The organism is Arthrobacter sp. D5-1 (assembly GCF_017357425.1).
Taxonomy (GTDB): domain Bacteria; phylum Actinomycetota; class Actinomycetes; order Actinomycetales; family Micrococcaceae; genus Arthrobacter.
The window spans coordinates 248,851-269,336 of record NZ_CP014571.1; the positions used below are offsets into that span (position 1 = coordinate 248,851).

At 61.4% G+C, this 20,486-nt stretch carries 13 protein-coding genes and 3 rRNA genes; 9 read left to right on the plus strand and 7 right to left on the minus strand.

Features of this window, described 5'->3' with window-relative positions:
* Window positions 1-128 precede the first annotated feature (128 nt).
* The 3 genes from AYX22_RS01175 to AYX22_RS01185 form a co-directional block, all read right to left on the minus strand.
* Window positions 129-1,463, minus strand: coding sequence for an ISL3 family transposase (locus AYX22_RS01175; protein WP_231941989.1), 1,335 nt, complete (start codon window positions 1,461-1,463; stop codon window positions 129-131).
* A gap of 279 nt (window positions 1,464-1,742) precedes the next feature.
* The gene (locus AYX22_RS01180) at window positions 1,743-2,096 is read right to left on the minus strand and encodes an ankyrin repeat domain-containing protein (protein WP_207595741.1); all 354 of its coding nucleotides are present in this window, start codon (window positions 2,094-2,096) and stop codon (window positions 1,743-1,745) included.
* 188 nt (window positions 2,097-2,284) lie between these two features.
* Window positions 2,285-2,878 (minus strand): HhH-GPD-type base excision DNA repair protein, encoded by a 594-nt coding sequence (locus tag AYX22_RS01185; RefSeq protein ID WP_207595742.1) that lies wholly within the window; start codon window positions 2,876-2,878, stop codon window positions 2,285-2,287.
* A gap of 546 nt (window positions 2,879-3,424) precedes the next feature.
* On the opposite strand from AYX22_RS01185, the gene AYX22_RS01190 reads away from it, so the two are divergent.
* From AYX22_RS01190 to rrf, 5 genes are all read left to right on the plus strand, one after another.
* A 16S ribosomal RNA gene (locus tag AYX22_RS01190) occupies window positions 3,425-4,944 on the plus strand.
* A 738-nt stretch (window positions 4,945-5,682) separates the two neighbouring features.
* Window positions 5,683-6,297, plus strand: coding sequence for a transposase family protein (locus tag AYX22_RS01195; RefSeq protein ID WP_242703473.1), 615 nt, complete (start codon window positions 5,683-5,685; stop codon window positions 6,295-6,297).
* Between the two features lie 53 nt (window positions 6,298-6,350).
* Complete coding sequence (locus AYX22_RS01200; protein ID WP_231941989.1) at window positions 6,351-7,685, plus strand: ISL3 family transposase; 1,335 nt, start codon at window positions 6,351-6,353, stop codon at window positions 7,683-7,685.
* Between the two features lie 630 nt (window positions 7,686-8,315).
* A 23S ribosomal RNA gene (locus AYX22_RS01205) occupies window positions 8,316-13,007 on the plus strand.
* A gap of 154 nt (window positions 13,008-13,161) precedes the next feature.
* A 5S ribosomal RNA gene (gene rrf, locus AYX22_RS01210) occupies window positions 13,162-13,278 on the plus strand.
* Between the two features lie 61 nt (window positions 13,279-13,339).
* Here rrf and AYX22_RS01215 read toward each other — a convergent pair.
* Entirely contained in the window at window positions 13,340-14,203 is an 864-nt protein-coding gene (locus AYX22_RS01215; RefSeq protein ID WP_242703474.1) for a LysR substrate-binding domain-containing protein, read from the minus strand.
* Window positions 14,204-14,274: 71 nt separating this feature from the next.
* Here AYX22_RS01215 and AYX22_RS01220 point away from each other — a divergent pair, with 71 nt between their 5' ends.
* Both AYX22_RS01220 and AYX22_RS01225 read left to right on the plus strand, forming a co-directional pair.
* The gene (locus tag AYX22_RS01220; protein WP_242703475.1) at window positions 14,275-15,153 is read left to right on the plus strand and encodes an alkaline phosphatase family protein; all 879 of its coding nucleotides are present in this window, start codon (window positions 14,275-14,277) and stop codon (window positions 15,151-15,153) included.
* An 8-nt stretch (window positions 15,154-15,161) separates the two neighbouring features.
* A complete protein-coding gene (locus AYX22_RS01225) occupies window positions 15,162-16,007 on the plus strand; it encodes an EamA family transporter (protein ID WP_242703476.1) in 846 nt (281 codons plus the stop codon).
* Here AYX22_RS01225 and AYX22_RS01230 read toward each other — a convergent pair.
* The 3 genes from AYX22_RS01230 to AYX22_RS01240 all read right to left on the minus strand — a co-directional run bounded on the left by AYX22_RS01230 (window position 16,004) and on the right by AYX22_RS01240 (window position 18,678).
* On the minus strand, window positions 16,004-16,837 hold the full coding sequence (locus AYX22_RS01230; RefSeq protein ID WP_207595744.1) for an alpha/beta hydrolase: 834 nt from the start codon (window positions 16,835-16,837) through the stop codon (window positions 16,004-16,006). The two genes, AYX22_RS01225 and AYX22_RS01230, sit on opposite strands and share 4 nt — an antisense overlap.
* A gap of 80 nt (window positions 16,838-16,917) precedes the next feature.
* Window positions 16,918-17,772 carry an alpha/beta hydrolase gene (locus AYX22_RS01235; RefSeq protein ID WP_207595745.1) on the minus strand — a complete coding sequence of 285 codons (855 nt, stop codon included), beginning with the start codon at window positions 17,770-17,772 and terminating at the stop codon, window positions 16,918-16,920.
* 9 nt (window positions 17,773-17,781) lie between these two features.
* Window positions 17,782-18,678: an alpha/beta hydrolase gene (locus AYX22_RS01240; RefSeq protein WP_207595746.1), complete on the minus strand. Its 897-nt coding sequence runs from the start codon at window positions 18,676-18,678 to the stop codon at window positions 17,782-17,784.
* A 76-nt stretch (window positions 18,679-18,754) separates the two neighbouring features.
* Between AYX22_RS01240 and lysS the strand changes: the two genes are divergently transcribed.
* Both lysS and AYX22_RS01250 read left to right on the plus strand, forming a co-directional pair.
* Window positions 18,755-20,284 (plus strand): lysine--tRNA ligase, encoded by a 1,530-nt coding sequence (gene lysS / locus AYX22_RS01245; RefSeq protein ID WP_089593211.1) that lies wholly within the window; start codon window positions 18,755-18,757, stop codon window positions 20,282-20,284.
* A 2-nt stretch (window positions 20,285-20,286) separates the two neighbouring features.
* Entirely contained in the window at window positions 20,287-20,460 is a 174-nt protein-coding gene (locus AYX22_RS01250) for a hypothetical protein (protein WP_207595747.1), read from the plus strand.
* Window positions 20,461-20,486: the final 26 nt, after the last annotated feature.

Below are 20,486 nucleotides of genomic sequence, written 5' to 3' on the forward strand. Positions count from 1 at the left end.
ACTTCGGCGGTGGCGGCAACGCTCAATTCGATCCGGAATCCGCTACGTTCGACTGGGCCTGCTGATAGCGCAATCAGGGGTATCTGGCTCTTCACGGTTCGTGGTGAACGTTCTGCCGTGAGGGATGTTCATGCCGCTGTTCTGGCGGCACTGCGCAACAGGATACGGGTTTTGTAGTTGCGTGCGTTGGTGAATCCCCGACCCGTCCTCTTTATGTGTTTTATCGCGGTGTTGTTGGCTTCCACTTTCGCGGTTGTCGCACCGGTGACAATGAGGACTTCGATCTCTTTCCACCACCGGCAGATTGTGCGCCACAGCCGGTTCGTCTCCGGCTGCGCGGCTCGCTCGACCAGGACCTGCAGCCGGTCCTTCGCGGCGGCAGCGTCGGCAAGAGAGCCGGTAGTCAGCAGGGCCCGGAGCTGTTCCTTGACCAGCCACGCGGCCTGCAGCTTCCCGGTGACATCGTCGGTCGCGAACACGTTGCTGAGCCTGTCCCGGGCCCGATCCGAGAGCGTGTCCCCGGCGCGCAGGAGCAGTCGCCGGTTGGCCCAGACCGGATCGATGGAGCGCCCCCGCCGACCATGGGTCTGCTGGGTGAGTCGTTGCCGGACTTCGGTGAGCATGTCGTTGCCGAGCTTGACCAGGTGGAACGCGTCGACTGAGACAGCGGTGCGTGGAAGCCACATCCGCAGGGCCTTGCGGAACGCCGCCGAGGGGTCGATGGCAACGACCTGCACGCCCAGCCGCCACTGAAGCGGGCGGGCGAACAGCCAGTCTCCTACCCCCTCGCTGTCGCGGCCGTCAACGATCCCGAGGACTTGTCCGGTGTCGAGATCGACGATGGTGGTCATCCAGGGTTCGTAGCGTTTCCAGGCCTTCGTGGCAGGGTCGCGGAAGAACCGCACGGACCGGTAGCGGTGTTCATCGATGCCGAGCATCCGCGGTGCCAGGGCATCGACATCGGGCAGCGTCAGCGCCGCGGAATCCAGTGCCCGCTGGACAAGCCACCACGAGACACCGAATGAAGAGGCAGCCTCGGCGGCGGCCCTCCCGGAACCGATCACGGCGGCCACCAGGGCCTCACGGAGCCGGCGGGTGGACCGTGCCCGGCGCGGTACCTCGGCTGTCTCCTCGGTGAATGTCCGGCGGGGGCACAGGTACTCATCGCAGAAGAACCTCCGCTTGGCCCAGACCACTTCGACCGGGCCGGCGACAGGGATGTCACGCAGGCGTTGTGACCGGCGTGAATGCACGCGGGTGCTGATCACGCCGCAGGACGGGCAGCCGGCCTCGGCGGTGGCCACGACGCGGATCCGTCGCTGCCCGAAGGCGAGGACCTCGGTGCCGGTGACCCGGTAGTCGGGCAGGTTGAAAATGGCGGTGGCAGCATCGGGGCGCGGCGAAGTAGGCTCGTTCAAGGCTCGTAGCTCCTGACTCTTGATGAATGCGTAGAGAACATCCATCACAGCAGGGCTACGAGCCCTTCAGATTTCAAGACACGGAACCTGTTTCACCATCAACCGCGAAGAGCCGGGTATCTGGCCGTAGCCGTCTATGCGCTTAGACAAGGCCAAGAACAGTCCACGACATGTCACGTAAGCCGATCCCCTACCGAACGCTCTGGTGCTCTCCTTTGAGAGCCTGGGCGTTAGGTCAGCCGCACCCTTAGGGCACCGGCATCTCATCGGTGGGTCCCACAAAGCCCGGGCGTGAACAGCGCCTAAGAAGAATCACTCCTGCGTTCAGCGGCGGCTTCCATTCGTCTTGTGCCAGTACTCGGCGCCCTTGCTGCTGGAACGCAGGATGGCGTCCGGCTGCGAAGCTGGCCACATCTCCAGCAGGTAGTAATCGATAACCTCTTCGGAGAACTCTCCGTCTTCTCCTGCATCGCGGGCCTTCGCACTGACCCGCAAACGGTAGCTTCCGGGCGGCACATCCCTTAGTTCACCGCTCGCATCCGCTGCGGCGACAGCATATTCTTGGGCAGCGAAATGTAGTGGCGTGAAACCAGCTTTGTCATTGGCATCGGGGGAAGCCCCCTCAGCCAGCAGCGCCTCCAGGGTGGCAACATCGTTTTCCAAGGCGGTGTGGTTCATTCTGTCCATAAGCGCCGTCGGCGGGCTTTCGCTTCAGCGATGAACCTTCTGTTTCAAGCCCCGTCGAACGTTCCAGTGCCATTCATCGTGCTTGAGCGACGACCTGCCTGAGTTCAAACAGAGGTGTGGCCGATGATGGCAATCCAGGAGAGCCGTGCACGAACGTCAGAAGGTAGAGTCGGCGCGAACTAGGCGTTGGACGACTTCGCGGCCTTCGCCGCTGCCTTTGCTGCCTGTTTGCTGGCACGGACCTTGACCAAGGACTCAGGATCCACGATGTCGGCAACGGACAAGTACGATCCTTCCTCGCCGTAGTGGCCGGCGGCTTCCCGCCATCCATCGGCTTGAAGGCCGCATTGCTTGCCAAGCAGGGCCAGGAAGATCTTCGCCTTCTGCTCGCCGAAGCCTGGCAACGCTTTAAGTCGGCGCAGTACCTCGGGACCGTCGGGGTTGCCGCGGGTCCAGATCAAGGCAGCATCACCATTCCAGTCGCTGTGGACCGTTTCCGCCAGTGCCTGGACCCTGCCGGCCATGGAACCGGGGAAGCGATGGACGGCCGGCTTCTCCTTGAATACTTCGACGAAACCAACGGGATCGTGCTCAGCGATGGTGGCTGGATCCAAGGACCCGAGGCGGGCACGAATCTTCTCAGGGCCAGCAAAGGCAGATTCCATGGTGACCTGTTGATCGAGCAACATGCCCGTGAGCAACGCAAAAGCGTCGTCACTGAGCAGTCTGTCGGCGGCGGCATCTCCCGTGATGTGCAGTTCCATGCGTTCCATCCTCCCACCAGGCGGCGTCAACGTCATTGGCCCGCTGATTGCGACCCATAACTGTGCAGTGCGCTGCAGCCACGCTGCATATCTTCCCTGCCGTGCGGCGGAGCTGATGCCCTGACGTCCGGCGCGTTCGACGGCGGTTTGGTGGGGTTTTGGGGGTGGGTGGGGTGGGGTGTGGGGGTGGATTTGCGTTGGGGGTTGGGGGCGTGTATTGTTTTCTGAGTCGCCGGGTGCGAAACGGAAAGCCGGAAGGTGTGTACGGTTCGGTAGGCGGCCAAAAATAACTCTTCTTTTCCAATGGCCCTGTTTGGGTGCGCTGCTTTGTGTGGTGTGCTGTGGGTGATGTTTTGGGGGGTCTGTTGTTTGAGAACTCAATAGTGTGCCAAGTTTGTTGATACCGATTGTTTTATTGATTGGTTGAAATTATGGCTGGATCATTGCGCACCCCCGTGTGTGGTGGTCTGGTTTTCAGCTGGTTTCGAATTTTGTGCAGCCGTGCCGGCCGTTATTTCCGGTGGGTGTGGTTGTGTCTGTTTGATTTGTTTTACTTCAACGGAGAGTTTGATCCTGGCTCAGGATGAACGCTGGCGGCGTGCTTAACACATGCAAGTCGAACGATGATCCCAGCTTGCTGGGGGATTAGTGGCGAACGGGTGAGTAACACGTGAGTAACCTGCCCTTGACTCTGGGATAAGCCTGGGAAACTGGGTCTAATACCGGATATGACCGTCTGACGCATGTCAGGTGGTGGAAAGCTTTTGTGGTTTTGGATGGACTCGCGGCCTATCAGCTTGTTGGTGGGGTAATGGCCTACCAAGGCGACGACGGGTAGCCGGCCTGAGAGGGTGACCGGCCACACTGGGACTGAGACACGGCCCAGACTCCTACGGGAGGCAGCAGTGGGGAATATTGCACAATGGGCGCAAGCCTGATGCAGCGACGCCGCGTGAGGGATGACGGCCTTCGGGTTGTAAACCTCTTTCAGTAGGGAAGAAGCGAAAGTGACGGTACCTGCAGAAGAAGCGCCGGCTAACTACGTGCCAGCAGCCGCGGTAATACGTAGGGCGCAAGCGTTATCCGGAATTATTGGGCGTAAAGAGCTCGTAGGCGGTTTGTCGCGTCTGCTGTGAAAGACCGGGGCTCAACTCCGGTTCTGCAGTGGGTACGGGCAGACTAGAGTGCAGTAGGGGAGACTGGAATTCCTGGTGTAGCGGTGAAATGCGCAGATATCAGGAGGAACACCGATGGCGAAGGCAGGTCTCTGGGCTGTAACTGACGCTGAGGAGCGAAAGCATGGGGAGCGAACAGGATTAGATACCCTGGTAGTCCATGCCGTAAACGTTGGGCACTAGGTGTGGGGGACATTCCACGTTTTCCGCGCCGTAGCTAACGCATTAAGTGCCCCGCCTGGGGAGTACGGCCGCAAGGCTAAAACTCAAAGGAATTGACGGGGGCCCGCACAAGCGGCGGAGCATGCGGATTAATTCGATGCAACGCGAAGAACCTTACCAAGGCTTGACATGAACCGGTAATACCTGGAAACAGGTGCCCCGCTTGCGGTCGGTTTACAGGTGGTGCATGGTTGTCGTCAGCTCGTGTCGTGAGATGTTGGGTTAAGTCCCGCAACGAGCGCAACCCTCGTTCTATGTTGCCAGCGCGTTATGGCGGGGACTCATAGGAGACTGCCGGGGTCAACTCGGAGGAAGGTGGGGACGACGTCAAATCATCATGCCCCTTATGTCTTGGGCTTCACGCATGCTACAATGGCCGGTACAAAGGGTTGCGATACTGTGAGGTGGAGCTAATCCCAAAAAGCCGGTCTCAGTTCGGATTGGGGTCTGCAACTCGACCCCATGAAGTCGGAGTCGCTAGTAATCGCAGATCAGCAACGCTGCGGTGAATACGTTCCCGGGCCTTGTACACACCGCCCGTCAAGTCACGAAAGTTGGTAACACCCGAAGCCGGTGGCCTAACCCTTGTGGGGGGAGCCGTCGAAGGTGGGACCGGCGATTGGGACTAAGTCGTAACAAGGTAGCCGTACCGGAAGGTGCGGCTGGATCACCTCCTTTCTAAGGAGCTGCTAGCAGCTGTTCCGTGTTCTGTGTATGCAGTTCGTGGTGGTTGTCAGTGTTGCCCATTGCGCAGGCGTCTGTTCTGCGGTGGGTGCTCATGGGTGGAATATCAACGAATCAAACTTGTTTGGCATGGCCTTTACCGGTTGTGTCCTGGTGCCAGTACGGCAGCATGTGTCTCTGCTTTTTGTGGGGGTGGGTGTTGTTGGGAACGCTGCCGGGGTGCATGGTTTGTGGGGGTTGTGTTTGGCGCACTGTTGGGTCCTGAGGCAACAGGACCTTTTTGCAGCAATGCAGAGGGCATCGTTCTGGTGTTTCTTTTGTTCCTGCTTCCGGTTCTGCCGCGTGTCCCTGTGTGGGGTGGTGGTGGTCTGGTTGATGGGGTTGTTGTTTGAGAACTACATAGTGGACGCGAGCATCTGAGACATGCATGGCTGGCCTTTCGGGGTTGGTGTGTGTGTTTCTACAGCAATTTCTTATGAATGAACCTGGCCCTTGTGGTCGTGGTTCTCTCGAGTAAGTTTTTGATCTTTGTGTGGTCAAGTTTTTAAGGGCACACGGTGGATGCCTTGGCATTAGGAGCCGAAGAAGGACGTAGGAATCTGCGATAAGCCTGGGGGAGTTGATAACCGAGCGTTGATCCCAGGATGTCCGAATGGGGAAACCGGCTCTTCGCGGTTGATGGTGAAACAGGTTCCGTGTCTTGAAATCTGAAGGGCTCGTAGCCCTGCTGTGATGGATGTTCTCTACGCATTCATCAAGAGTCAGGAGCTACGAGCCTTGAACGAGCCTACTTCGCCGCGCCCCGATGCTGCCACCGCCATTTTCAACCTGCCCGACTACCGGGTCACCGGCACCGAGGTCCTCGCCTTCGGGCAGCGACGGATCCGCGTCGTGGCCACCGCCGAGGCCGGCTGCCCGTCCTGCGGCGTGATCAGCACCCGCGTGCATTCACGCCGGTCACAACGCCTGCGTGACATCCCTGTCGCCGGCCCGGTCGAAGTGGTCTGGGCCAAGCGGAGGTTCTTCTGCGATGAGTACCTGTGCCCCCGCCGGACATTCACCGAGGAGACAGCCGAGGTACCGCGCCGGGCACGGTCCACCCGCCGGCTCCGTGAGGCCCTGGTGGCCGCCGTGATCGGTTCCGGGAGGGCCGCCGCCGAGGCTGCCTCTTCATTCGGTGTCTCGTGGTGGCTTGTCCAGCGGGCACTGGATTCCGCGGCGCTGACGCTGCCCGATGTCGATGCCCTGGCACCGCGGATGCTCGGCATCGATGAACACCGCTACCGGTCCGTGCGGTTCTTCCGCGACCCTGCCACGAAGGCCTGGAAACGGGCTCTTCGCGGTTGATGGTGAAACAGGTTCCGTGTCTTGAAATCTGAAGGGCTCGTAGCCCTGCTGTGATGGATGTTCTCTACGCATTCATCAAGAGTCAGGAGCTACGAGCCTTGAACGAGCCTACTTCGCCGCGCCCCGATGCTGCCACCGCCATTTTCAACCTGCCCGACTACCGGGTCACCGGCACCGAGGTCCTCGCCTTCGGGCAGCGACGGATCCGCGTCGTGGCCACCGCCGAGGCCGGCTGCCCGTCCTGCGGCGTGATCAGCACCCGCGTGCATTCACGCCGGTCACAACGCCTGCGTGACATCCCTGTCGCCGGCCCGGTCGAAGTGGTCTGGGCCAAGCGGAGGTTCTTCTGCGATGAGTACCTGTGCCCCCGCCGGACATTCACCGAGGAGACAGCCGAGGTACCGCGCCGGGCACGGTCCACCCGCCGGCTCCGTGAGGCCCTGGTGGCCGCCGTGATCGGTTCCGGGAGGGCCGCCGCCGAGGCTGCCTCTTCATTCGGTGTCTCGTGGTGGCTTGTCCAGCGGGCACTGGATTCCGCGGCGCTGACGCTGCCCGATGTCGATGCCCTGGCACCGCGGATGCTCGGCATCGATGAACACCGCTACCGGTCCGTGCGGTTCTTCCGCGACCCTGCCACGAAGGCCTGGAAACGCTACGAACCCTGGATGACCACCATCGTCGATCTCGACACCGGACAAGTCCTCGGGATCGTTGACGGCCGCGACAGCGAGGGGGTAGGAGACTGGCTGTTCGCCCGCCCGCTTCAGTGGCGGCTGGGCGTGCAGGTCGTTGCCATCGACCCCTCGGCGGCGTTCCGCAAGGCCCTGCGGATGTGGCTTCCACGCACCGCTGTCTCAGTCGACGCGTTCCACCTGGTCAAGCTCGGCAACGACATGCTCACCGAAGTCCGGCAACGACTCACCCAGCAGACCCATGGTCGGCGGGGGCGCTCCATCGATCCGGTCTGGGCCAACCGGCGACTGCTCCTGCGCGCCGGGGACACGCTCTCGGATCGGGCCCGGGACAGGCTCAGCAACGTGTTCGCGACCGACGATGTCACCGGGAAGCTGCAGGCCGCGTGGCTGGTCAAGGAACAGCTCCGGGCCCTGCTGACTACCGGCTCTCTTGCCGACGCTGCCGCCGCGAAGGACCGGCTGCAGGTCCTGGTCGAGCGAGCCGCGCAGCCGGAGACGAACCGGCTGTGGCGCACAATCTGCCGGTGGTGGAAAGAGATCGAAGTCCTCATTGTCACCGGTGCGACAACCGCGAAAGTGGAAGCCAACAACACCGCGATAAAACACATAAAGAGGACGGGTCGGGGATTCACCAACGCACGCAACTACAAAACCCGTATCCTGTTGCGCAGTGCCGCCAGAACAGCGGCATGAACATCCCTCACGGCAGAACGTTCACCACGAACCGTGAAGAGCCTGGAAACGCTACGAACCCTGGATGACCACCATCGTCGATCTCGACACCGGACAAGTCCTCGGGATCGTTGACGGCCGCGACAGCGAGGGGGTAGGAGACTGGCTGTTCGCCCGCCCGCTTCAGTGGCGGCTGGGCGTGCAGGTCGTTGCCATCGACCCCTCGGCGGCGTTCCGCAAGGCCCTGCGGATGTGGCTTCCACGCACCGCTGTCTCAGTCGACGCGTTCCACCTGGTCAAGCTCGGCAACGACATGCTCACCGAAGTCCGGCAACGACTCACCCAGCAGACCCATGGTCGGCGGGGGCGCTCCATCGATCCGGTCTGGGCCAACCGGCGACTGCTCCTGCGCGCCGGGGACACGCTCTCGGATCGGGCCCGGGACAGGCTCAGCAACGTGTTCGCGACCGACGATGTCACCGGGAAGCTGCAGGCCGCGTGGCTGGTCAAGGAACAGCTCCGGGCCCTGCTGACTACCGGCTCTCTTGCCGACGCTGCCGCCGCGAAGGACCGGCTGCAGGTCCTGGTCGAGCGAGCCGCGCAGCCGGAGACGAACCGGCTGTGGCGCACAATCTGCCGGTGGTGGAAAGAGATCGAAGTCCTCATTGTCACCGGTGCGACAACCGCGAAAGTGGAAGCCAACAACACCGCGATAAAACACATAAAGAGGACGGGTCGGGGATTCACCAACGCACGCAACTACAAAACCCGTATCCTGTTGCGCAGTGCCGCCAGAACAGCGGCATGAACATCCCTCACGGCAGAACGTTCACCACGAACCGTGAAGAGCCGGGAAACCCCGCACAACGCTGCAAGGTGATTGTGTGACCCGCATCTGAACACATAGGGTGCGTGGGGGGAACGCGGGGAAGTGAAACATCTCAGTACCCGCAGGAAGAGAAAACAATAGTGATTCCGTTAGTAGTGGCGAGCGAACGCGGATCAGGCTAAACCGTTCCATGTGTGATAGCCGGCGGGCGTTGCATGGGCGGGGTTGTGGGACTTTCCGTGATGGTTCTGCCGGACCGTTGGGGTGATGTGCAGGCATAGGTGAACGGTCTTGAAAGGCCGGCCAGAGAGGGTGGGAGCCCCGTAACCGTAATGTTGTGTGCAGCCTGGAGAGTATCCCAAGTAGCACGGGGCCCGAGAAATCCCGTGCGAATCTGTCAGGACCACCTGATAAGCCTAAATACTTCCTAATGACCGATAGCGGACCAGTACCGTGAGGGAAAGGTGAAAAGTACCCCGGGAGGGGAGTGAAACAGTACCTGAAACCGTGTGCTTACAATCCGTCGGAGCAACCGCGAGTGATCGCATAGTAGTTGTGACGGCGTGCCTTTTGAAGAATGAGCCTGCGAGTTAGTGTTACGTCGCGAGGTTAACCCGTGTGGGGTAGCCGTAGCGAAAGCGAGTCTGAACAGGGCGAGTGTAGTGGCGTGATCTAGACCCGAAGCGGAGTGATCTACCCATGGCCAGGTTGAAGCGACGGTAAGACGTCGTGGAGGACCGAACCCACTTCAGTTGAAAATGGAGGGGATGAGCTGTGGGTAGGGGTGAAAGGCCAATCAAACTCCGTGATAGCTGGTTCTCCCCGAAATGCATTTAGGTGCAGCGTTGCGTGTTTCTTGCCGGAGGTAGAGCTACTGGATGGCCGATGGGCCCTACAAGGTTACTGACGTCAGCCAAACTGGCTCTTCACGGTTCGTGGTGAACGTTCTGCCGTGAGGGATGTTCATGCCGCTGTTCTGGCGGCACTGCGCAACAGGATACGGGTTTTGTAGTTGCGTGCGTTGGTGAATCCCCGACCCGTCCTCTTTATGTGTTTTATCGCGGTGTTGTTGGCTTCCACTTTCGCGGTTGTCGCACCGGTGACAATGAGGACTTCGATCTCTTTCCACCACCGGCAGATTGTGCGCCACAGCCGGTTCGTCTCCGGCTGCGCGGCTCGCTCGACCAGGACCTGCAGCCGGTCCTTCGCGGCGGCAGCGTCGGCAAGAGAGCCGGTAGTCAGCAGGGCCCGGAGCTGTTCCTTGACCAGCCACGCGGCCTGCAGCTTCCCGGTGACATCGTCGGTCGCGAACACGTTGCTGAGCCTGTCCCGGGCCCGATCCGAGAGCGTGTCCCCGGCGCGCAGGAGCAGTCGCCGGTTGGCCCAGACCGGATCGATGGAGCGCCCCCGCCGACCATGGGTCTGCTGGGTGAGTCGTTGCCGGACTTCGGTGAGCATGTCGTTGCCGAGCTTGACCAGGTGGAACGCGTCGACTGAGACAGCGGTGCGTGGAAGCCACATCCGCAGGGCCTTGCGGAACGCCGCCGAGGGGTCGATGGCAACGACCTGCACGCCCAGCCGCCACTGAAGCGGGCGGGCGAACAGCCAGTCTCCTACCCCCTCGCTGTCGCGGCCGTCAACGATCCCGAGGACTTGTCCGGTGTCGAGATCGACGATGGTGGTCATCCAGGGTTCGTAGCGTTTCCAGGCCTTCGTGGCAGGGTCGCGGAAGAACCGCACGGACCGGTAGCGGTGTTCATCGATGCCGAGCATCCGCGGTGCCAGGGCATCGACATCGGGCAGCGTCAGCGCCGCGGAATCCAGTGCCCGCTGGACAAGCCACCACGAGACACCGAATGAAGAGGCAGCCTCGGCGGCGGCCCTCCCGGAACCGATCACGGCGGCCACCAGGGCCTCACGGAGCCGGCGGGTGGACCGTGCCCGGCGCGGTACCTCGGCTGTCTCCTCGGTGAATGTCCGGCGGGGGCACAGGTACTCATCGCAGAAGAACCTCCGCTTGGCCCAGACCACTTCGACCGGGCCGGCGACAGGGATGTCACGCAGGCGTTGTGACCGGCGTGAATGCACGCGGGTGCTGATCACGCCGCAGGACGGGCAGCCGGCCTCGGCGGTGGCCACGACGCGGATCCGTCGCTGCCCGAAGGCGAGGACCTCGGTGCCGGTGACCCGGTAGTCGGGCAGGTTGAAAATGGCGGTGGCAGCATCGGGGCGCGGCGAAGTAGGCTCGTTCAAGGCTCGTAGCTCCTGACTCTTGATGAATGCGTAGAGAACATCCATCACAGCAGGGCTACGAGCCCTTCAGATTTCAAGACACGGAACCTGTTTCACCATCAACCGCGAAGAGCCGCCAAACTCCGAATGCCGGTAAGTGAGAGCGCAGCAGTGAGACTGTGGGGGATAAGCTTCATAGTCGAGAGGGAAACAGCCCAGACCACCAACTAAGGCCCCTAAGCGTGTGCTAAGTGGGAAAGGATGTGGAGTTGCGAAGACAACCAGGAGGTTGGCTTAGAAGCAGCCATCCTTGAAAGAGTGCGTAATAGCTCACTGGTCAAGTGATTCCGCGCCGACAATGTAGCGGGGCTCAAGTACACCGCCGAAGTTGTGGATTTCACACATTGCCCTAGCCTTCGTGGTTCAGGGGTGTGGAGTGGTAGGGGAGCGTCGTGTGGGCAGTGAAGTCGCGGTGGAAACCAGCGGTGGAGCCTACACGAGTGAGAATGCAGGCATGAGTAGCGAAAGACGGGTGAGAAACCCGTCCGCCGAATGATCAAGGGTTCCAGGGTCAAGCTAATCTGCCCTGGGTAAGTCGGGACCTAAGGCGAGGCCGACAGGCGTAGTCGATGGACAACGGGTTGATATTCCCGTACCGGCGAAAAACCGCCCATGCCAAGCGGGGGATACTAACCGCCCGGAGCCTGCCCGCTCACCCTTGTGGTGTTGTGGGTTTTGGCCGAGCGCGGGACCTGATCCCGGGAGGTAAGCGTATTAACAGGTGTGACGCAGGAAGGTAGCCGGGCCGGGCGATGGTTGCCCCGGTCTAAGGATGTAGGGTCAGGGATAGGCAAATCCGTTCCTGTGTGCTTCGAGCACGTTCCTGAGATCTGATGGGACTCCCGTATGGGGGGATCCGGTGATCCTATGCTGCCTAGAAAAGCATCGACGCGAGGTTTTAGCCGCCCGTACCCCAAACCGACACAGGTGATCAGGTAGAGAATACCAAGGCGATCGAGAGAATTATGGTTAAGGAACTCGGCAAAATGCCCCCGTAACTTCGGGAGAAGGGGGGCCTGCCCCGTGATGGAGACTTGCTCTCCGTGAGCGGGTGTGGGCCGCAGAGACCAGGGGGAAGCGACTGTTTACTAAAAACACAGGTCCGTGCGAAGTCGCAAGACGATGTATACGGACTGACTCCTGCCCGGTGCTGGAAGGTTAAGAGGACCGGTTAGCCACCTTGTGTGGCGAAGCTGAGAATTTAAGCCCCAGTAAACGGCGGTGGTAACTATAACCATCCTAAGGTAGCGAAATTCCTTGTCGGGTAAGTTCCGACCTGCACGAATGGAGTAACGACTTCCCCGCTGTCTCAACCATAAACTCGGCGAAATTGCAGTACGAGTAAAGATGCTCGTTACGCGCAGCAGGACGGAAAGACCCCGAGACCTTTACTATAGTTTGGTATTGGTGTTCGGAGTGGCTTGTGTAGGATAGGTGGGAGACGTTGAAACCCGGACGCCAGTTCGGGTGGAGTCATCGTTGAAATACCACTCTGGTCACTTTGGACATCTAACTTCGGCCCGTGATCCGGGTCAGGGACAGTGCCTGATGGGTAGTTTAACTGGGGCGGTTGCCTCCTAAAAAGTAACGGAGGCGCCCAAAGGTTCCCTCAGCCTGGTTGGCAATCAGGTGTCGAGTGTAAGTGCACAAGGGAGCTTGACTGTGAGAGAGACATCTCAAGCAGGGACGAAAGTCGGGACTAGTGATCCGGCGGTACATTGTGGAATGGCCGTCGCTCAACGGATAAAAGGTACCTCGGGGATAACAGGCTGATCTTGCCCAAGAGTCCATATCGACGGCATGGTTTGGCACCTCGATGTCGGCTCGTCGCATCCTGGGGCTGGAGTAGGTCCCAAGGGTTGGGCTGTTCGCCCATTAAAGCGGTACGCGAGCTGGGTTTAGAACGTCGTGAGACAGTTCGGTCCCTATCCGCTGCGCGCGCAGGAAATTTGAGAAGGGCTGTCCTTAGTACGAGAGGACCGGGACGGACGAACCTCTGGTGTGTCAGTTGTACTGCCAAGTGCATCGCTGATTAGCTACGTTCGGATGGGATAACCGCTGAAAGCATCTAAGCGGGAAGCTCGCTTCAAGATGAGATTTCCATACACATTTATGTGTGAGAGGCCCCCAGCCAGACCACTGGGTTGATAGGCCGGATGTGGAAGCGAGGACTAAAGACTCGTGAAGCTGACCGGTACTAATAGGCCAACAACTTACACCACACAACACACTGCACGCGTCCACTATGTGGTTCCCGAACAACAACCCGCACCAAGGGTTGCCGGAACCAACAACTAAATAACAACACCACAGTTGTAACCACAAAGTCTTCCCACCCACCCCCACCAACAAGGGGGCCGGGACGGGTAACAGAGTTACGGCGGTCATAGCGTGGGGGAAACGCCCGGTCCCATTCCGAACCCGGAAGCTAAGACCCACAGCGCCGATGGTACTGCACCCGGGAGGGTGTGGGAGAGTAGGACACCGCCGGACAACCATTAAGGCAAGAGCCCCGACCACAGGTCGGGGCTCTTCCCCTTTAACCACCCAACCCCTAACCACCCACACACCCCAGCACCGCATCCACCACATGGCTCCGCTGCTTGTCCCGTCGAAATACCAGGTACTCCGTTATCGGCGGTATCGAATCAACGAAGTCAAGCAGCACCAACCGGGGATCGTCGTTGAATTCATCCTCTGCGATGACCCCAACGCCCAGGCCGGCGATCACTGCCGCGTGAACTGCCTCCCGGCTATCGGTCTCGAGTACTTCCGCTGGTTGCAGCTGGGCTGCGGAGAGCGCTGTTTCGATGGACCTACGGGTGACGGAACCGATCTCCCTGATGATCAGCGGGTGGTCTACGAGGTCCCGGAGCCGGATCACCTTGCTGCCGGCCAACAGGTGGTCCTGCCGAACAAAGGCCACAAGGTCCTGCGTACCGAGGCGGCGCGCCATCAAGTCCGGATGTGGCGTTTCATCGGCGATGATGCCGACATCAACAGTCCCGGCCAGGACTCTTCTGCGTACCTCAGCGGAGTTTCCGCTGACGAGTTGGATACTGACTCCCGGGTTCAGCCGACGGAAGGTGCTGAGCACGCCCACGGCGTTGATGGGAGCGTCGGTGCCGAAGCGGAGCTCTCCTTGCATGGCGTTGCGAGCCCTGGCCAGGACGGTCTCGGCTTCGAGCTCGGCGGCGAACAACCTGGCTGTGACTGCCAGGAGCTCTCTTCCCAAAGGCGTCAGCTCCACGGACCGTCCAGCCCGCTGCAGGAGCTGGACCTCATGGAGCCGTTCCAAAAGGCGGACCTGCTCGGACAGGGTTGGTTGGCTCACTTTCGCCGCTGCAGCCGCAGCGACGTAACTGCCGTGGGTAGCTACGAGGTGGAACGCCCGCAGGTGCGTGAGATTCATAGGCATGGCCTAAGTCTCCTATAGGCGTGAGTGGCGGCCCCTATGTGTCGCCTCAGAAGCCACGTACCGTCATTGCTGTGAAGAATGATCCCCACGTCCTGGTAGTAGGAATCGACGGTGTCCGTTACGACCGCCTCCTGTCAGCGGTGACACCCGCCTTGGACCAGATTGCCCGGAACGGCTTCCTGCTCCCCGTCAGCGTTCACGGGAAGAATGCCACTATTTCCGGGCCAGTGTGGGCCACGGTGGCCACCGGGGTTTATGCGGACCGGCACAAGGTCACCGGGAACAGTGACCATCCACCGGAGCTCGATGCCTACCAGGACTTCACTTCGGTGCTGCGTGGGGCCCGGCCGGAATTGCACACGATGGTTGCCGCGAGCTGGTTTCCTGTGGCGGCACCCACAGCGTGCGGGCCTCTCTTCTCTTCCCGTGGTTGGGTGCCGGAGGAGGACCCTGAAGAAGCGAACGACGCCGGCAGCTGGGCCGCTGCCGACAACGCCGTCGCAGATTATGCAGCCGGACGGTTGGAACACGAGGACCTTGCGGCATCCTTTGTGTACTTTGGCGAGGCTGACGTCGAAGCCCATAACAACGGCACGGGTATCGGCTACCTTTCAGCCATTCAACGCTGCGACTCCCGCGTCAATAGCCTGTTGGAAGCTATTGAGTCGAGGCCTCGTCGTGGTGACGAACACTGGGCCGTCATAGTGGTGACTGACCACGGACACGTCGATGCCGGTGGTCACGGGGGAGAGACCGAGGACGAGCGTACAGCCTGGATCGCTGCCTGCGGCGCAAGCGTGCCCCGGAACGTCATGGCCGTGGACCATGCCGACATCTTCGCCCAAGTACTGGCAACCTTTGGTGTTGCAACAGGGGACACTGAAGGGCTCGCCTTCGGTGCCAGGACTGACCCGCAGGAGCGACCCGCAACACCGGCAGCTTCCCGTTGACCCTTACGGTGACAGCGGCAGTTCTCCTGGCGGCGGTCCTCCACAGCGCGTGGAATGCCTTGGCCAAGGCGATTCCGGACCGGCTTGCCTCGTCCACCATGATTGCCTTGGCCTATCTCGTGTCCGGCCTGGTGGGGGCAGCGGTTTTCGGAGTTCCCCCACAGCAGTCGTGGCCCTATGTCGTGGCGTCGGCGGCCTTGCAGACCTGCTATCTCATCCTGCTGACCACGTCCTACAAGCACGGCGAATTCTCCCAGGTTTATCCGCTGGCCCGCGGCCTTGCCGTCCTGTTGGTCACGGGGGTCGCCACCACTTTCCTGGCAGAGAAACTGAGTTTCTGGCAACTGGCGGGGGTCGCGGTCGTCGCTGGTTCCTTGCTGAGCCTGGCCCTCACAAAACACAGTGCAACGGCCCGCGCCGGCAGGAACCGTCAGGGCACCTTCTTCGCTGTGCTCACGGGGGCAGCCATCGCGGCTTATACCGTGGTGGACGGTGTGGGAGTCCGGGTTTCCGGGCAACCGATGGCCTATGTCTCGTGGCTCTTCCTGCTGCAGGGCATGGTGATTCCCTTGATCTGCTGGCGCATGGCCTCCGAACGCCGTTCTTTCCCACGACGAGTGGCGCGGTACTGGAAGCCGGGATTCATCGGAGGGCTGGTGTCCATGCTGGCCTACGGAATTGTGGTCTGGGCACAGAGCCTGGCGCCGCTCGCCTTGGTGTCGGCGCTGCGCGAGACCAGTGTCCTGTTGGCTGGCGTCATCGGCGCGGTGTTCTTCAACGAAAAGTTCAGCCGGCTCCGCTTGGTCTTGACGGCCATCGCGGTGGCCGGCATCGCCGCCATCCAGCTCGGCTAGCCAGAGAAGAACTCCGACAACTCCGAGATCAGCTTCTCCGGAGCCTTGATGGGACCGTCGTGTCCCGAGCCAGGGAGGATGCTGTAGCTGGATCCGGAGAGGACGTCATGGATTTGGCCGCACGCAACACCGAAGTAGGCGGGGCTCTTTTCGCCCACGACGATCAGCGTCTCCAGTGGAAGGGCAAGGAAGGGCTCGGCGGGCATGTCGGCAGCGATGACGGCCTTAATTTCCCGGACACCGCAGGTCATCAGTTCGCGCATCTGCTTGCCCAAAGGCGTACCGGCGGCCAGCTTGTTGGCCAGGGTCAGCATGGACAATGGCATGCGTGCGAAGGCGCCGCCGGTCTCCACGCCCTTGATCAGGACGGCGAGGGCGCGGTCATAGTCTCCCGCCGCCGTCGCGCGTTCATAATCCGGCGTCCAGTCGGCCTTGACGCTGTGGTTTACCGACACGGCAGGATCGTAGACGGCAAGCCGCTCCACGGGCAGGGTCCGCGCAGCGTGCAGCGCTACTGCGCCGCCAAAGCTGTGCCCAAAGACATCGGTGCTGGAGGTGTGTTTCATGACGGCGTCCAGGTCCCGGATGTCCGCCTCAAGCGTGTAATCCTCAGCCTGCGGGGATGAATCGCCGCGTCCACGTCGGTTGAAAGTATGAACGGGCCGGCCCAGGGCTTCGCTGAGTTTCTGCGCAAAACGCGAGTAATCGGCAGCCGTCACCATTGAGGCAGGAACGACGACGACGCCGGAGCCCGCCGCTTCCAGCCCACCGCCCGTGGTGAGTACTTCGAGGTGTCCGCCGTCGTGGGTCATGATGATGTCGCGCGTCATGACTTGAGCCTAACCGAGCCACCTGAATGCAGGCAGCATGCCGCCCCATATGTGGAAAAGCAGTCAGTGTGGAGAAGCAGTCAGCGTTTGAAGTAGTCCGAGATATCCGAGACGAGTTCGTTCACTGCGGCAGGAATGGACCCATGGAATCCCTTGGGCGAAACCTCCAACGTGCTGCCGGGAACGGCCCTGTTCAGCCGAGCAGCGGTGACCTTGTAGAACTGGGGGCTCTTCTTGCCCACCATGAAGTGCGTGCTGGGAGGCAGGACGGAGAAGTCGCGCGGAGAATCAGCGGCTTCGAAGGCAGCCTTGAGTTCACCAACACCTGAGGGCATGAGCTCGCGGAAAAGCTTGTTCACTTTGGTCCGCGAAACCACAGCCATGAGTCCCGCCAGAATCGGCTCGGGTACCCGTGCAAGGGCAGTTCCGGGGTGCATGCCCCTTTTCATCCGGGCCATCGCGCGGTTGAGGTCGCCTTTGTCCACCGAATCCGCGAAGCCGGCCAGCCAATCTGTGTCCATGCTGCCGTCGATGTTCACCGCCGCGTCGTAGACAGCGAGCTTGTCCGGCTCGTGGTGCGTGCCCGCAAAGGCCTGGGCTGCATTCAAGGCCACGGACCCACCCAGGCTGTGGCCAAAGATGTTCCGGGCGCCGGTGGCATCCATGATGGTGCGGACATCGGCGATCTCCGTAGCCATGGAGTAGCAGTGCGGCTGCTCGGTGGATTTGCCCCGGCCCCGGCGGTCGTACACGTCCACAGCCCAGCCATCACCGAGGCCCTTGGCCAAAGCGACGGAAAAGGGCCGATAAATGAGTGCCGTGAGGAACGCTCCACCGATGAGGACCACCCGGCGCTCCCCGGGCGCGTCTTCGGTGCCGTAACTGTACAAGGCGAGCCGTCCGCCGTCGTGCGTCTGAATATCGCGTTCCCTCACCGGAACATCCTAGGTGGCATCGGGAAGTTCGCCGTGGAACCGGGTCCCGGAGAGGAACCGCGCTATGCGGGCGGCGAGCCGCTTGCCCGGCCGCAACGGCCCTTCGTGGAACTGCAGCGGCACCACAGCAAAGTCGATCACCGGCACGGCCCCGGCCAGGGTGCGGCCGGTCTCTGCGAAATACGACGGACTCCAACCTCCGCTGAGCATCAACGTGGGCGTAGAGAGTTCCATGAAGTCGTGAAGGTGGGCATCGGCGTCCAGGACTGCGCGCATTTCGGTGACTGCCGTGGGCAGCAAGGAGCGCATCTCCAAGCCCAGGCGGGTCCGGGCCGACAGGACACTGAGCGTGCGCAGCGCCCCCATGGGCAGATAGGAAATCGGCCCGGCAGTCCCCAGGCCCTGCACCAGATGCGCCCACGCGTGATCCAGCTGACCGGCAGTGACCGCTTCCTCAAGCTCGGGCCGCCACCGGCTGCTGAGATTGCCTGACAGCGACACTGCAGCGTCGTAAGTGACCAGTTTGTTGATCCTGGCCCGCCTCGCGGCTTGCAGCGCCACGAAGCCGCCATAACTGTGCGCCACAACGTCAGAGGAGCCGGTCTTCTCCATCACCACGAGGAGGTCCGCGATCTCGGTTTCCACCGAATAGCCCGACGGCTGCGGCGCAGACCGCCCCCGGCCGCGCCGGTTATAGCTGTGAACCGGGCGCCCCAGCATGACGCTGAGCGTCCGCGCGAACGGCCAGTACAGCGAGTCCGTCACCAAAGTGCCATGAACAAGCACGACGCCGGCCGGTTCAGCGGATTCCTTTGAGCCGGGAATTGACGCTGCTGACGCGGGCCGGAAGGTGTGCACCTCGAGCTGCCCGCCGCCGTCGACCGTTTCAACTGTCCATGTCTCCACAGCTCCGAGTCTATGCGTTTGCTTGATCCTGGGGCCCGGAAGTGAAGGTCCGCAATGACCGGTAAACTTAAGGACTGTGACTTCCGCAAACACCCCAGCCCTGAACACCTCCGCAGAGCCCATCGATGCCAGCGAGCAGATGCGCATCCGTATGGAAAAGCGCGCCAAGCTGATCGAGCGAGGCACGGAGGCTTATCCCGTGGGTGTTGAACGGACCCATTCCCTCGGCGAGATCCGCGAGAAGTACGCACACTTGGAAGCAGATGAAACCACCGGCGACACCGTTGGTGTCACCGGGCGTGTCGTGTTCGTGCGCAACACCGGCAAGCTGTGCTTCGCCACCCTCCAGGAGGGCGGCGTGGACGGCAAGGGCGTCCGGCTGCAGGCCATGCTGAGCCTTGCCAACGTCGGCGAGGAAGCGCTCGCTGAATGGAAGGCCCTGGTTGACCTGGGCGACCACGTGTTCATCAAGGGCGAGGTCATCTCCTCCCGCCGCGGTGAGTTGTCCGTCATGGCCGACTCCTGGTCCATGGCGTCAAAGGCGCTGCGCCCCCTCCCGGTACTGCACGCAGAACTGAACGAGGAAACCCGCGTACGCCAGCGCTACGTGGACCTCATGGTCCGCGATGAAGCCCGTGAGATGGTCTACAAGCGCGCAGCAATCACCCGCTCGGTGCGCGACACCCTGGACCGCCATGGCTACGTGGAGGTGGAAACCCCCATCCTGCAGCTGGTCCACGGCGGCGCTACCGCGCGCCCGTTTGAAACGCACATGAATGCGTTCGACCAGAAGATGACACTGCGTATCGCTACCGAGCTCTTCCTCAAGCGCGCCGTTGTGGGTGGCATCGATCGCGTTTACGACATGGGCCGTGTTTTCCGCAATGAAGGCGTGGACTCCACGCACAGCCCCGAATTCACCACCCTGGAATGCTACGAAGCCTGGGCGGACCAGTTCGTTATGGCCGAGCGCATGAAGGAAATCATCCTTAATGTGGCTGACGTTGTAGGGACGCGCACCATCCAGACGGATGCCGGCGAAATCAACCTCGACGGCGAATGGGCCTGGGTTTCGGTTTACCCGGGTATTTCCGAAGCCGTGGGTGTGGAAATTACTCCGGACACCACGGTGGAGGAACTGCTGGCAATTGCGGCCAAGCACGAAGTCAAGGTGGACCCCAAGTGGGACGCCGAGAAGATTGTGGTTGAGCTGTTTGGCGAGATCGTGGAACCCACCCTGCTGAACCCGACCTTTGTTTATGACTACCCGCCGTCGGCACAGCCGCTGGCCCGACCACACCGTGAAGACGGGCGCCTCATCGAGGCCTGGGACCTGATCATCGGCGGCATGGAGCGCGGCACGGCCTTTTCCGAACTCATTGACCCCGTCATCCAGCGCGAACGCCTGACGGAGCAGTCCCGCCGCTCCGCCGCCGGTGATGAGGAAGCCATGCAACTGGACGAGGACTTCCTCCGTGCCCTCGAATACGGCGCGCCGCCCATGGGCGGCATCGGGCTCGGCATTGACCGTTTGGTCATGCTCTTCACCGGGGCCGGCATTCGCGAAACCATTCTGTTCCCCTTGCTGAAGCCTGAAGGACACTGACCATGGAGTACATCGCAGTTCTTGCGCCGTCCATAGTTGTAGGTTTGATCTTCTGGTTTGCCATGAAGTCGATCTTCAATGCAGACAAATCCGAGCGTCAGGCAGAAGCCCGCGCCCAGGCCGAAGCGAATTCAAAAAATGCCGGCCCGGCGCCCGAAGGTCCAGCCGCTAAATAGGCTCCTAAATGGGTTCCACTTTCACG

Excerpts from the sequence above, each read along its gene's own strand:
- AYX22_RS01200 (WP_231941989.1), top strand. The coding sequence starts at position 6,351 with ATGGATGTTCTCTACGCATTCATCAAGAGTCAGGAGCTACGAGCCTTG.
- AYX22_RS01215 (WP_242703474.1), bottom strand. The coding sequence starts at position 14,203 with ATGCCTATGAATCTCACGCACCTGCGGGCGTTCCACCTCGTAGCTACC.
- AYX22_RS01250 (WP_207595747.1), top strand. The coding sequence starts at position 20,287 with ATGGAGTACATCGCAGTTCTTGCGCCGTCCATAGTTGTAGGTTTGATC.
- AYX22_RS01185 (WP_207595742.1), bottom strand. The coding sequence starts at position 2,878 with ATGGAACGCATGGAACTGCACATCACGGGAGATGCCGCCGCCGACAGA.
- AYX22_RS01195 (WP_242703473.1), top strand. The coding sequence starts at position 5,683 with ATGGATGTTCTCTACGCATTCATCAAGAGTCAGGAGCTACGAGCCTTG.
- AYX22_RS01230 (WP_207595744.1), bottom strand. The coding sequence starts at position 16,837 with ATGACGCGCGACATCATCATGACCCACGACGGCGGACACCTCGAAGTA.
- AYX22_RS01175 (WP_231941989.1), bottom strand. The coding sequence starts at position 1,463 with ATGGATGTTCTCTACGCATTCATCAAGAGTCAGGAGCTACGAGCCTTG.
- AYX22_RS01180 (WP_207595741.1), bottom strand. The coding sequence starts at position 2,096 with ATGAACCACACCGCCTTGGAAAACGATGTTGCCACCCTGGAGGCGCTG.